13 protein-coding genes are annotated in these 12,576 nt (G+C 64.0%); 3 read left to right on the top strand and 10 right to left on the bottom strand.

All coding sequences use genetic code 11. The features are described 5' to 3' along the window. Positions 1–26: 26 nt before the first annotated feature. The 10 genes from hfq to ndk all read right to left on the bottom strand — a co-directional run bounded on the left by hfq (position 27) and on the right by ndk (position 9,359). Positions 27–266 (bottom strand): RNA chaperone Hfq, encoded by a 240-nt coding sequence (gene hfq / locus IV112_RS09770; RefSeq protein ID WP_019917982.1) that lies wholly within the window; start codon positions 264–266, stop codon positions 27–29. 100 nt (positions 267–366) lie between these two features. Continuing rightward, on the bottom strand, positions 367–1,695 hold the full coding sequence (der, locus tag IV112_RS09765) for a ribosome biogenesis GTPase Der (protein WP_304003256.1): 1,329 nt from the start codon (positions 1,693–1,695) through the stop codon (positions 367–369). Between the two features lie 9 nt (positions 1,696–1,704). Beyond that, complete coding sequence (gene bamB / locus IV112_RS09760) at positions 1,705–2,847, bottom strand: outer membrane protein assembly factor BamB (RefSeq protein WP_304003254.1); 1,143 nt, start codon at positions 2,845–2,847, stop codon at positions 1,705–1,707. Then, positions 2,844–3,518 carry a YfgM family protein gene (locus IV112_RS09755; RefSeq protein ID WP_304003253.1) on the bottom strand — a complete coding sequence of 225 codons (675 nt, stop codon included), beginning with the start codon at positions 3,516–3,518 and terminating at the stop codon, positions 2,844–2,846. The genes bamB and IV112_RS09755 overlap by 4 nt, the downstream gene beginning before the upstream one ends. A 41-nt stretch (positions 3,519–3,559) precedes the next feature. Beyond that, positions 3,560–4,858: a histidine--tRNA ligase gene (gene hisS, locus IV112_RS09750; protein ID WP_304003252.1), complete on the bottom strand. Its 1,299-nt coding sequence runs from the start codon at positions 4,856–4,858 to the stop codon at positions 3,560–3,562. Positions 4,859–4,868: 10 nt separating this feature from the next. Then, positions 4,869–6,122 (bottom strand): flavodoxin-dependent (E)-4-hydroxy-3-methylbut-2-enyl-diphosphate synthase, encoded by a 1,254-nt coding sequence (ispG, locus tag IV112_RS09745; RefSeq protein WP_304003396.1) that lies wholly within the window; start codon positions 6,120–6,122, stop codon positions 4,869–4,871. Continuing rightward, a complete protein-coding gene (locus IV112_RS09740) occupies positions 6,122–6,985 on the bottom strand; it encodes a RodZ domain-containing protein (RefSeq protein ID WP_304003251.1) in 864 nt (287 codons plus the stop codon). The genes ispG and IV112_RS09740 overlap by 1 nt, the downstream gene beginning before the upstream one ends. Next, the gene (gene pilW / locus IV112_RS09735) at positions 6,985–7,806 is read right to left on the bottom strand and encodes a type IV pilus biogenesis/stability protein PilW (RefSeq protein ID WP_304003250.1); all 822 of its coding nucleotides are present in this window, start codon (positions 7,804–7,806) and stop codon (positions 6,985–6,987) included. Before pilW ends, IV112_RS09740 begins: the two co-directional genes overlap by 1 nt. A 5-nt stretch (positions 7,807–7,811) precedes the next feature. Next, positions 7,812–8,921: a 23S rRNA (adenine(2503)-C(2))-methyltransferase RlmN gene (rlmN, locus tag IV112_RS09730; RefSeq protein ID WP_304003248.1), complete on the bottom strand. Its 1,110-nt coding sequence runs from the start codon at positions 8,919–8,921 to the stop codon at positions 7,812–7,814. A gap of 12 nt (positions 8,922–8,933) precedes the next feature. Beyond that, complete coding sequence (gene ndk, locus IV112_RS09725; protein ID WP_008058959.1) at positions 8,934–9,359, bottom strand: nucleoside-diphosphate kinase; 426 nt, start codon at positions 9,357–9,359, stop codon at positions 8,934–8,936. A gap of 253 nt (positions 9,360–9,612) precedes the next feature. Between ndk and IV112_RS09720 the strand changes: the two genes are divergently transcribed. The 3 genes from IV112_RS09720 to IV112_RS09710 are packed head-to-tail and all read left to right on the top strand — an operon-like array spanning position 9,613 to position 12,563. Then, positions 9,613–10,176 carry a GbsR/MarR family transcriptional regulator gene (locus IV112_RS09720; RefSeq protein WP_304003247.1) on the top strand — a complete coding sequence of 188 codons (564 nt, stop codon included), beginning with the start codon at positions 9,613–9,615 and terminating at the stop codon, positions 10,174–10,176. Between the two features lie 9 nt (positions 10,177–10,185). Continuing rightward, positions 10,186–11,571 (top strand): cytochrome ubiquinol oxidase subunit I, encoded by a 1,386-nt coding sequence (locus tag IV112_RS09715; protein ID WP_304003246.1) that lies wholly within the window; start codon positions 10,186–10,188, stop codon positions 11,569–11,571. Next, positions 11,568–12,563, top strand: a complete 996-nt coding sequence (locus IV112_RS09710; protein WP_304003244.1) for a cytochrome d ubiquinol oxidase subunit II — start codon at positions 11,568–11,570, stop codon at positions 12,561–12,563. The genes IV112_RS09715 and IV112_RS09710 overlap by 4 nt, the downstream gene beginning before the upstream one ends. Positions 12,564–12,576 lie beyond the last annotated feature (13 nt).

Here is a 12,576-nt window from a genome sequence, read left to right as displayed (position 1 = left end):
TTTCATGGAAGAGATCTGGAACGGAATCAACTGCCCTCGCCCTGGTCGTGCTGGATATTGACCGGACGGGCCGGCACGACGGTGGAAATCGCGTGCTTGTAAACCATCTGGGTGACCGTGTTCTTCAGCAGCACGACGTACTGGTCGAAAGACTCGATCTGGCCCTGCAGCTTGATGCCATTGACCAGGTAAATCGCGACCGGAACGTGCTCACGGCGCAGGGTGTTGAGGAAGGGGTCTTGTAGCATTTGCCCTTTGTTGCTCATGGGAACACCTCTTGTATATTTGAAATTCAACTGTACTGGATTTTTTGATGCACCGCAGCCTTGGACGCGGCGTCAGCCGATTTGATCCCGGAGCGGCCGATCATTTTTCCCGTGCGGCAAAAGGGTTGTGCGCGGTGCGGAACTGGACCCGTAACGGCGTGCCCTGAAGCTTGAAGGTTTCGAGGAAACTGCGTTCGAGGAAACGCCGGTAACTGTCGGCAATGTGTTCGAGTGCACTGCCATGAATCACGATGACCGGCGGATTCATGCCGCCCTGGTGCGCGTAACGCATCTTCGGGCGGAAAAGACCGTGCTTGGGCGGCGCCTGTTTTTCGACCGCCGCCTGCAGCGCTCGCGTCAGGCGCGGCGTCGGCAGCTTGATCATCGCCGCGGCGTAGGCGGCGTCCACTGCGCCGAAAATGCCGCTTACGCCCTGCCCCTCCAGCGCCGAAATGAACAGCTGACGGGCAAAGCCGAGAAACCCCAGCTTGCGTGCGATCTCGCGCTTGAAGATTTCACGGCGGTAGCTGTCAACTGCATCCCATTTGTTAACCACCAGCACCAGCGCACGGCCGCTCTCGACGATGAAGCCGCCGATGTGGGCGTCTTGATCCGACACTTCCTGGGTCGCGTCGAGCACCAGGACGCAGACGTTTGACTGCTCGATCGCCTGCACCGTCTTGATCACCGAGAACTTCTCGATCGACTCGAACACCCGGCCCTTGCGCCGCAGGCCCGCGGTGTCGATCAGCGTGTACTCCTTGCCGCCACGCTGGAACGGAATGCTGATCGCGTCGCGCGTGGTGCCGGCCTGATCGAAGGCGATCACACGCTCCTCACCGAGCAGCGCGTTGATCAGCGTCGACTTGCCTACGTTCGGACGACCGGCGACGGCAATCTTCGGGCCGCGGACATCGTCTTCGTCCTGCGGATCCTGCGGGAAAGGCTCGAGGCAGTGATCGACCAGATTGCGCACGCCCTCGCCATGGGCCGACGAAATGACGTGAATGTCGCCCAGGCCCAGTTCATGGAACTCAGCCGCGACGATCTCGCGTCGCATGCCCTCGGCCTTGTTTACGGCCAGCACCAGAGGCTTGCCGACGCGACGCAGCCGGGCCGCGATCTCGCGGTCGTGCGCGGTCAGCCCGGCACGACCATCGACGATGAACACCAGCACGTCGGCTTCGGCGATCGCCTGCTCGGCCTGCTGCGCCATTTCGACCATGATGCCGTCGCGCGCGGTCGGCTCGAAGCCGCCGGTATCGACCACCAGAAAAGGGCGGTCGCCCATGCGGCCGTTGCCATAGTGGCGATCACGGGTCAGCCCGGGAAAATCGGCGACCAGCGCATCACGCGTCTTGGTGAGACGGTTGAACAGTGTCGACTTGCCCACATTGGGGCGACCAACCAGTACCAGTACGGGTTTCAAATCAGTTCCTCAGCGTGCCGACAGCGCGCGCACGCTGCCGGCGCGGCTCTGGGCGATGAATGCGCGTCCGTAGGGCTGCATCGCCGCGTTGATGGCACTGCCGTCACCGTTCAGGCGGGCAGCAAAGGCACCGTTCTCGCGCTGCAGCAGGTGCACGATACCTTCGACATCGCTGACCGCAACAAATCCCTCCAGTGCAAGCGGCTTGCCCGGGAAGCGGCCGGCCAGCTTGTCCTGCTTCCACAGGCTGGCGCCGGTGGCGCGATCGAGCGCGTGCACCGCACCCTTGTCGTCGCTGATGTAGAGATTCTGTGTATCGATGTCGATGCCGGCGCTGCTCGAAATGTCGCGCGTCCAGACCGTGTTGCCGCTGCTCAGTTCGAAGCAGGCGACGCGTCCCTGGAAAGCGGCAGCGCAGACCTCGCGACCGGCGATCACCGGCGGACTGGTCACGTCGGCGATGCGCTCCAGCTCGGTCGAGCCCTTGGGCAGCGCAACGTTGGATTCCCACACCGCAGAACCGTTCGTGCGATTGATCGCCACCAGCTTGCCGCCGGGAAATCCGGCCAGCACCAGCGACGGCGTCGTGATCAGGCCGGCGTGGGTGCGCAGTGTCAGCGCCGGGTTGGCACGCTGGTAGTTCCACTTGCGGGCACCGTCGGCGGCTGCAAAAGCCTGGATGCGGCTGTCGGCGCTGCGCACGAACACCATGTCGTCCGACACCTCCGGCGCGCTGAGCACTTCCGACGTGACGTTGCCTTGCCACATCGGCTTGCCGTCGGTCGAAAACGCGAGCACTTCGCCCTTCTCGGTACCGACCACCAGCATGCGCTCATTGGCACCAACACCACCCGACAGGTTCTTTCCCGCATCGATCTTCCAGATCTGGCGGCCGTCGTCGATGCGTGCGATCGAACCTTCACGCGAGGCGACATAGACCGTACCGCCGATCACCGCCGGTTCGAACACGAAATTTTCCGACTTGCCGGCGCCGAAACGCCAAACCTCGGCCAGCTGCGCCGTCGGCTGGATCACGCCCAGCGGCGGAACCTTGGGTTTGGACGGGCCGCTGAACGGATTCAGGCTGTCCAGCGACAGCGACGAACACCCGGTCAGCGCCGCGACGAGCAGCAGGGCCGAAGCACGTTTCACTGCTTGCCCCCCACGGCGTCCAGCTTGATTTCGATCACGCTGCGATAGCCTTGCTGAGCCAGCGACGCCGCCTCGCCTTCGGCCTTGATCATGTCGTCCAGCTTGGTCAGCGCCGACTGATAGGCGGCACGCGCCTCGTCGCGCTGGTCGCGCATCAGGTGCAGATCACCACGTGCTTCGAGGAAGCGCGCTTCCAGCGACGCCTCGGCCTTGCCGTCGAGCAGCTTCGCGGCGTCGTCGAACGCCTGCTCCTCGATCATGACGTAGGCCAGACGCAGGCGGGCCAGATCGCGCAGCACGTCCTCCGGCGCCTTGTCCTTCACCCATTCGAGTTGCGCGCGGGCCGTCTTGGTATCGCTGTTCTCGACGTGAACCTTGGCCGACAGCAGTGCGCCCAGCGACGCATACGGGCTGCTGGCGTAGTGTTCGGTCAGTTCTCCCGCCGCTTCGCGCGTCTTCTTCAGGTCACCGGCCAGGGCCGCCTCCTGCAGCGTGTCGAACACGGCACTCGCCTTGACCGACTGGTCGCGGTTGTACCAGCCCCATGCCTGCTGGCCGATGATGGCGGCCGAAATGGCGATCACTGCCCAGGTGATCGCATTGCCCCATTGGTTCCACCACGCCTTGATGGCGGAGAGCTGTTCCTGTTCTTCCAGATCGAGTGCTGCCATGGTGTCGGCTCCTGCCCGGTAATCCGGTTATTGAAAGTTCGTTATTGGAAAGTGTCGTCGCGGTCGCTGACGAAGTCGTCCAGCAGCATGGCGGCCAGATGCTCGCCAACATCGTCGAGACTGACGCGCATCTGCTCGCCACCGCGCAGCGGCTTGAAGGTCACTTCGCCGGCCGCGACCTCATCCTCGCCGAGGATGAGTGCCACCATGGCGCCGGACGCATCGGCGCGCTTCATCTGCGACTTGAAGCTGCCGCCGCCGCAGTGCATCAGCGTTGCGAAACCGCCATCACGCAGACGCTCGGCCAGCGTGAAGGCGGCCGCCTGGGTGCCTGCGCCGGAGTGCACGACGTACACCTCGACCCGATCGACCAGCGCGTCGGCCTGCTTCGCGTCCCACAGTGCCATCAGGCGCTCGATACCCATGGCAAAACCCGCCGCCGGCGCCGGCTTGCCACCGAGCTGGGCGATCAGGCCATCGTAGCGTCCGCCTGCGCACACCGTACCCTGGGCACCGAGCTGGTCGGTCACCCACTCGAACACGGTGAGGTTGTAGTAATCCAGCCCGCGCACCAGGCGCGGGTTGATGCGAAACGGGATGTTGGCCGCGCGCAGCGTGTCCTGGATCGCGGTGAAGTGCGCCAGCGACTCCTCGCCGAGATAATCGGACAGCTTGGGCGCCGCTTCGACCAGCGCCTGCATGGCCGGGTTCTTGGTGTCCAGGATGCGCAGCGGATTGCTGTGCAGCCGGCGCTTCGCGTCTTCGTCGAGCTGGTCCTGGTGCGCCTCGAAATAGGCGATCAGTTCGGCGCGGTGCTTCAGGCGTTCCTCCGGCGAACCGAGCGAGTTGATCTCGAGCTTGATGCCCATCAGGTCCAGGTCGTCCCACAGGCGCTGGCACATGATGATCAGTTCGGCATCGATGTCCGGCCCGGCATAGCCCAGCGCTTCCACGCCGACCTGATGGAACTGCCGGTAGCGTCCTTTCTGCGGACGCTCGTGGCGGAACATCGGGCCCATGTACCAGAGCTTGCGCGGGCTGTCGTACAGCAGGTTGTGCTCGGTCACCGCGCGCACGCAGGAGGCGGTGCCCTCAGGGCGCAACGTCAGGTTCTCGCCATTGAGCGCGTCCTCGAAGGAATACATTTCCTTCTCGACGATGTCGGTCACTTCACCGATGGCGCGCTTGAACAGCGGCGTATGTTCCAGCAGCGGCATGCGGATCGGCCGGTAGCCGTAGCCACGCAGCCAGTCGCGCACGATGGTTTCGAATGCTTCCCAGCGTTCCGCCTCGTCCGGCAGGATGTCGTTCATGCCGCGAACGGCTTGCAGTTTGCTCATTGCTCTTCGTTCAGGCGCCGGTGCTGCCGGCGATCTTCTTGGTGTAAGTGCGGGCCACGTAGGCATCGACGATGCCGCGGAACTCCGCCGCGATATTGTCGCCCTTCAGCGTGACGGTCTTCTCGCCGTCCTCGAACACCGGCGCGACCGGCGTTTCACCGGTGCCGGGCAGCGAAATGCCGATGTTGGCGTGCTTGCTCTCGCCCGGGCCGTTAACGACGCAGCCCATCACGGCAAGCGTCATGCGCTCGACGCCGTCGTACTGCGTCTTCCACTCCGGCATCTTGTCGCGCACATAGGTCTGGATGTCGGCGGCGAGTTCCTGGAAGAAGGTCGAGGTCGTGCGACCGCAGCCGGGACAGGCCGCGACCATGGGCGTGAAGGCACGCAGCCCCATGGTCTGCAGCATTTCCTGGGCGACGATCACTTCCTTCGTGCGGTCGCCGTTCGGCTCCGGCGTCAGCGACACCCGTATGGTGTCGCCGATACCCTGCTGCAGCAGCACCGACATCGCGGCGGTCGATGCGACGATGCCCTTGGAACCCATTCCGGCTTCCGTCAGGCCCAGATGAAGCGGATAGTCGCAGCGCTTCGCCAACTCGGAATAGATGGCGATCAGGTCCTGCACACCGCTCACCTTGCAGGACAGGATGATCTTCTCCGGCGACAGTCCCCACTCGACCGCCTGCGCCGCACTTTCGAGCGCCGAGGTGACCATGGCTTCGCGCATCACTTCGACCGCATCCTTGGGCTGCGGGCGACGCGCGTTCTCGTCCATCACGCGGGCGAGCAGCGCCTGGTCCAGGCTGCCCCAGTTCACGCCGATGCGCACCGGCTTGTCGTAGCGGCAGGCGATGTCGATCAGTGCGGCGTACTGCTCGTCGCGCTTGCTGCCCTTGCCGACATTGCCGGGGTTGATGCGCAGCTTGTCGAGCACCTCAGCGCAGGCCGGGTGTTCGCGCAGCAGCTTGTGACCGTTGAAATGAAAGTCGCCGACCAGCGGTACGTCGACGTTCATCTTCAGCAACTGCTCGCGCACCTTGGGCACGGCGGCGGCAGCCTCCATCGTGTTCACGGTGATGCGCACGATTTCCGAGCCGGCGCGCGCCAGTTGAGCGACCTGGATCGCGGTCGAGATGTGATCCTCGGTATCGGTGTTGGTCATCGACTGCACCACCACCGGTGCAGCCGATCCGACGACGACACCGCCGACGCGCACGGTGCGCGTGGCGCGACGGGAAATGGCAGAGGACAGTTCACTCATCATTCGAGCCTCAGACGGGCAACATCGACCTTGGTCGCCGGGGCCAGATCATGCGGCGTGCCGTCGATGCTCAGGCGGACCGATTTCGCATTGCCGATCACCAGCGACACCGGGAACACTGCACCAACGGTGCGCGAGCTGCCGGCGCGATTGAGTTCGGACAGGATGATGCGATCCTGCGCGTCACGGATTTCGACCCAGGAATCGGCTGCGAAGGTGAATGCAAGCTGCCGCTGCCCCGCCACGGGCGGCGCACTGACGGTTTCGGCCGCCGTCGGCGGCGAAGCCTCGGGCAACGCGGCAGCGAGCGTCGCTTCGGTCGCGACGGCATCGGCTGCCTGCGCGTCGGCACTCGGGGTCGCCGGCTCGGTCTCGGGCTCGGCCACCGCGTCTGGCGGCGGCATCACCGCCTCCTGCTCCACCTGCACCTGCTCACCGGGCGGCGCAGTCCAGAACTCGGACCACAGATAGAGCGCGATGGCGACGACGACCGGCACGCTGAGTGCAAACAGGGGCAGTAACCACTTGCGGCGCGGGGACTGCACCGGCATCGCGACGCCGACGTCGGCCTGCTCGACCAGCTGCGGCGTCGCCCGCACCTGCTGTTGATCGAGCTGCGCCAGCAACGCCTTCGGATCGAGACCGATCAGGGCAGCGTAGTTGCGGATGAAACCACGGGCGTAGGTCGGATTCATCAGTTCTGCGTAGGCGTCCGCTTCGATGGCCTCGACCTGGCGCGCAGCCAGCTTGATCGCAGCACCGACCCCTTCGACCGTCATGCCGCGCGCTTCGCGCGCACGGCGCAGTTGCGCACCGACCGATTGCTGCAAAGATGACTCCTGCACTGCGTTATCGACCGTCATCAGTCGTAGTTCCCCTGCATCAGCGCCTGGTGCTGCGGCGTACCGGCAAAACGGCGGCGCAACTGACCGGCAAAACCCGATTCCGACGCCTTGTCACCGAGCTTGCGTTCGATACGCACGGCCAGCCAGAGACTTTCCGCCACCGGGTCGGTCTTGGCATGGAAGTCGCTCAGATACTTGCGCGCCTCGTAGAAGTTCGCCCGGCGATAGAACAGAGCCGCGAGGTTGTAGAGAGCCTGCAGGTTGTCCGGATCGGCGTTGATCGCACGCAGGAAATTCACCTCGGCCCCGGCCAGATCGCCCGCCTCCATCGCACACAGGCCGGCATTCGTGTAGGGGCGGGTCGGGTGCGCGTAAAGCGGGTTCTTGATCGCCGTATTGAACAGTTCCATCGCACGTGCGTGCTCACCGCTCTGGCACAGGAACCAGCCGAAATTGTTGTTGATGTCCGGGTCGCTCGGTGACAGGCGCAATGCCTTCTCGAAATTCTCCCGTGCCTGCGGACGTTCCTGCAGGTACATGTGGGCAAGACCCATCAGGTTGTAGGCGGGGCCGTATGACGAGTCGTCGCGCAGGGCCTGGCGGCCTTCGTCCAGCGCCACCGCGACGTTGCCCGCCTCCAGATAGGCCAGACCGAGCTCGGTGTGCGATTTGGCGCGGGTGCGGGCGGCGCCGGTAACGATGTTCTCGACCGGCCGGTAGTCGGACGCCGGCGTAGACGGGGCATTCGATGCGGTGGTGCCCGGCCGGGTGGCCTGGCCACCAGCGCAGCCGGCCAACAGCCATACCGCGGACAGCGCGGCGGCCGCGCCTGCAATCATTCTTTTCACCGTGCGGGAACCTCCTGAATCGGGATGGTCTTGCGGGTGCGCCGGGTGCGGTCGAGCACCTGGCCGGCGAGCTGGCCGCACGCGGCATCGACGTCGTCGCCGCGCGTCTTGCGCGTCGTGGTGACGATGCCTTCGGCCATCAGGATTTCGGAGAAGCGGCGGATGCGCTCCTTCGACGAACGCCCGAAAGGCGCCTGCGGGAAAGGGTTGAACGGAATCAGGTTGTACTTGCACGGCACCTGGCGGGCAATATCGACCAGTTGTCGCGCGTGCTCGTCGCTGTCGTTCACGCCGTCGAGCATGACGTACTCGAAGGTGATGAAGTCGCGCGGCGCGCGATCGAGATAGCGCACGCAGGCTGCCAGCAGCTCGCGCAGCGGGTACTTCTTGTTGATCGGCACCAGCTCGTCGCGCAGCGCGTCGTTCGGGGCGTGCAGCGACACCGCCAGCGCGACCGGGCAGGCCTCGCGCAGGCGATCCATCGCCGGCACGATGCCCGAGGTCGAGACTGTCACGCGACGGCGTGACAGGCCGTAGGCGTTATCGTCCAGCATCAGCTTGAGTGCCGCCACCGTGGCGTCGAAATTGGCCAGCGGCTCGCCCATGCCCATCATGACGACGTTGGAAATCACGCGTTCGCCGTCGTTCTCGCCGCCGCGCACCGCGCCGAGCGCACGGTTGGCAAGCCAGAGCTGACCGATGATCTCCGATACTTCGAGATTGCGATTGAAACCCTGCTTGCCGGTCGAGCAGAAGGCGCAGTCCAGCGCACAACCCGCCTGCGTCGAAATGCACAGCGTGCCGCGACGCTCTTCCGGAATGAACACGGTCTCCACCGCATTGCCGGCACCGACGTCGATCAGCCATTTGCGCGTGCCGTCGGTACTGGTGCTGTCACGCACCGGCACCGGGGCCTCGACGCAGGCGATGTCCGCCAGCTTGGCACGCAAGGACTTGGCGACGTCGCTCATCGCGTCGAAGTCGCCTTCGCCATTGCGGTGTATCCACCGCATCACCTGCCGCGCGCGGAAGGGCTTCTCGCCCAGACTCGTGAAGAAGTCGGCGAAGCCCTCGGCGTCGAATTGCAGCAGGTTGGTGCGGGTCACGCGGGTACTCTCTCAGCGCGAATAGACGTTCAGCGCCGGGAAGAAATAGGCGATCTCGACGGCGGCGGTTTCCGGAGCATCCGAACCGTGAACGGCGTTGGCGTCGATCGAGTCGGCGAAATCGGCGCGGATGGTACCCGGCGCAGCCTTCTTCGGATCGGTGGCGCCCATCAGGTCGCGGTTCTTCAGGATGGCGCCCTCGCCTTCCAGCACCTGGATCATGACCGGGCCGGAAATCATGAAATCGACCAGATCCTTGAAGAAGGGACGCTCGCGGTGCACGGCGTAAAAGCCTTCGGCTTCGGCGCGCGACAGCTGGGTCATGCGGGAAGCGACGATCTTCAGGCCGGCGTCTTCGAAACGCTGGTAGATCTTGCCGATCACGTTCTTGGCGACGGCGTCGGGCTTGATGATCGAAAGGGTACGTTCTGCGGCCATGGGTATCTCCGGTAAAGGCGGCTAGGGAAACGGAAGGACAACCCAAGATTGTACCAATACCGACGCGCCCCGTCTGCCTGCGTGCTGCACCGCAACGCCGGCGCGGTGGCGGAAGCCGACACCGCCCGCGATCACGGATCGACGCCAGCCGCCTCGACGCACAATCCGTCCGTGGCCCGAGCACGATCAGATCTTTCCGAAATTTCAGTATTTTCTGAAATTTGATTTATATTAACAGCCATTCAGATAGCACTTGAAAAGTCCGAAGATCATGACACCGCTGGTACATAGCTTCGTTGCGCACTTCGGCGAAATGGGCAGCCGCTGGGGCATCAACCGCACGGTTGGCCAGATCTACGCACTCATCTTCGTGTCGCCGAAGCCGCTGTGCGCCGACGAGATCGCCGAGACGCTGTCGTACTCGCGCTCCAACGTCAGCATGGGGCTGAAGGAGCTGCAGTCGTGGCGTTTGGTGAAACTGAGGCACGTGGCCGGCGACCGCCGCGAGTATTTCGACGCACCGAGCGACGCCTGGGAAATCTTCCGCACGCTGGCGGAAGAGCGCCGCCGGCGCGAAATGGAACCGACCCTGTCGATGCTGCGCAGCGCATTGCTCGAAACACCGAGCTGCGACGAGGACAAGGTCGCCCAGGAGCGCATGAAGGGCATGCACGACCTGATCGAACTGATGAGCAACTGGTTCGACGATGTACAGAGACTCGACGCACAGACATTGGCCAAGCTGATGCGAATGGGCGCAAGAGTCCAGAAACTGCTGGAACTGACCGGCCAGCTCAAATCCGGCAGCAAGGAGTGAGACACACCGATGGATCTTGATCCCGTCCTGCTGGCGCGCATCCAGTTCGCCGCCAACATTACCTTCCACATCCTGTTCCCGACCATTTCGATCTCGCTCGGCTGGATGCTGCTGTTCATGCGCTGGCGCTGGCTGAAGACCAGTCACCGGCCCTGGCTGACCGCCTACCGCTTCTGGACCAAGGTGTTTGCGCTCACCTTCGCGCTCGGCGTGGTCAGCGGCATCACGATGAGCTTCCAGTTCGGCACCAACTGGCCCGGCTTCATGGAGAAGGTCGGCAACATTGCCGGACCGCTGCTCGGCTTCGAGGTGCTGACCGCCTTCTTCCTCGAAGCCACCTTCCTGGGCGTCATGCTGTTCGGCCACGGAAGGGTGAGCGAGCGAGTACACCTGCTTGCCACCTTCCTGGTCGCCTTCGGCACGACGATGAGCGCGTTCTGGATCCTCGTGCTCAATTCCTGGATGCAGACGCCGGTCGGCTACGAAATCATCAACGGTGAATTCCATGTCACGAGCTGGATGGAAATCATCTTCAATCCGTCCTTCCCCTACCGCTTCGCACACATGCTGCTGGCGTCCTTCCTGACCATGGCCTTCCTGGTCGCCGGCGTGTCAGCCTGGCAGGTACTGCGTGGCAAGGCCAACGCATCGACACCGCTGGCGCTGCGCGCCGCGATCACGCTGGCGGCGGTACTGATTCCGGTGCAGATCCTGGTCGGCGACATGCACGGCCTGAACACGCTGCACCATCAGCCGCAGAAGATCGCCGCCATCGAAGGCGTATGGGAGACCGAGAAGGGCGCACCACTGCTGCTGTTCGCGCTGCCCAACGAGACCGAACGGCGCAATGACATGGCTATCGGCATCCCGAAGATGGCGTCCTTCATCCTGACCCATGAATGGGATGGCGAACTAAAGGGTCTGAACGAATTCGAGGCGCACCCGCCGGTGAAGCCGCTGTTCTTCGGCTTCCGCATCATGGTCGCCATGGGCACGCTGATGCTGCTGGTGAGCTGGGCAGGCTGGTGGCTGCTGCGACGTCGGGGATGGCAGCCCGAACACGCGCCGCAATGGCTCATGGTCGGCATCGCCGCGATGACCTTTTCCGGCTGGATCGCCACGGTCGCCGGCTGGTACGTAACCGAAATCGGTCGCCAGCCCTGGATCGTACAAGGCCTGATCAGGACAGCTGACGTCGCCTCGGCGACGCCGGCGCCGCACATCGCGATCACGCTGGCCGGGTACCTGATCACCTACGTGCTGCTGATTGCTGCATATATAAGTGTGCTGCGTTACATGGCCGAAAAACCGTCCGACAGCTACGACCCTGCGCCCACTGGCGGCGCGGCGACACTGCTCGGCACCCAACCCGCAAAGAAGGAAGGTGGCGCATGAGCTGGGCCGAAATCCTGCCGGTGATCTTCATGGGCCTGATGGGCCTCGCAATGTTCCTCTACGTCGTGCTCGATGGCTTCGATCTGGGCGTCGGCATGCTGCTGCATCGCGCCGACGACGGACAGAAGGACATGATGATCGCATCCATCGGTCCCTTCTGGGACGCCAACGAAACCTGGCTGGTGCTGGGCGTAGGCATCCTGCTGATCGCATTCCCGAAAGCGCACGGCGTCGTCATGACCGCGCTCTACCTGCCCATCGCACTGATGCTGCTTGGCCTCATCCTGCGTGGTGTGGCCTTCGACTTCCGGGTCAAGGCGCAGGACAGGCACAAGCCGCTGTGGAATTTCATCTTCTTTGCCGGTTCGACCGTCACCTCGGTCGCCCAGGGCTGGATGCTGGGTCGCTTCATCACCGGCTTTGCCGACGGCGGCGCCTACGACCTGTTCGCGCTGGCGATCGCCATCGCACTGCCCTGCGCCTATGTACTGATGGGCGCCACCTGGCTGGTACTGAAGACCGAAGGCGATCTGCAATCGCGAGCGGCACACTGGGGACGACTTGCGTTGATACCGGTCGTCGTGGGCATGGGCCTCATTTCGCTTGCCACACCCTGGGTCAGCGATACGGTCAGCGCGCGCTGGTTCAGTCTGCCGCAGTTCATCGGCCTGCTGCCGATACCGTTCGCCACCTTCGCCTGCTTCGTCGCACTGTGGTGGACACTGAACGGCAAACGCGCATTGGGCACGCTGTGCTGGCTGCCCTTCATCCTGACCGTCGGGATATTCCTGATGGGGGGACTGGGCCTCGCCTACAGCCTCTACCCTTTCGTCGTGATGGATCGCATCACGATCTGGCAGGCGGCAAGCTCCACCGCTGCGCTCAATCTCATTCTCGCAGGCTGCGCCATCACCGTGCCGGCCATTCTCGCCTACACCTTCTTTGCGCACCGCGTGTTCTGGGGCAAGGCGACGGAACTACGCTACGGATGAATAAGGCGGTCCC

It is taken from the genome of Methyloversatilis discipulorum (genome assembly GCF_018780585.1).
Classification (GTDB): Bacteria; Pseudomonadota; Gammaproteobacteria; order Burkholderiales; family Rhodocyclaceae; genus Methyloversatilis; species Methyloversatilis discipulorum_B.
This window is presented reverse-complemented; position numbering and strand designations above follow the sequence as displayed.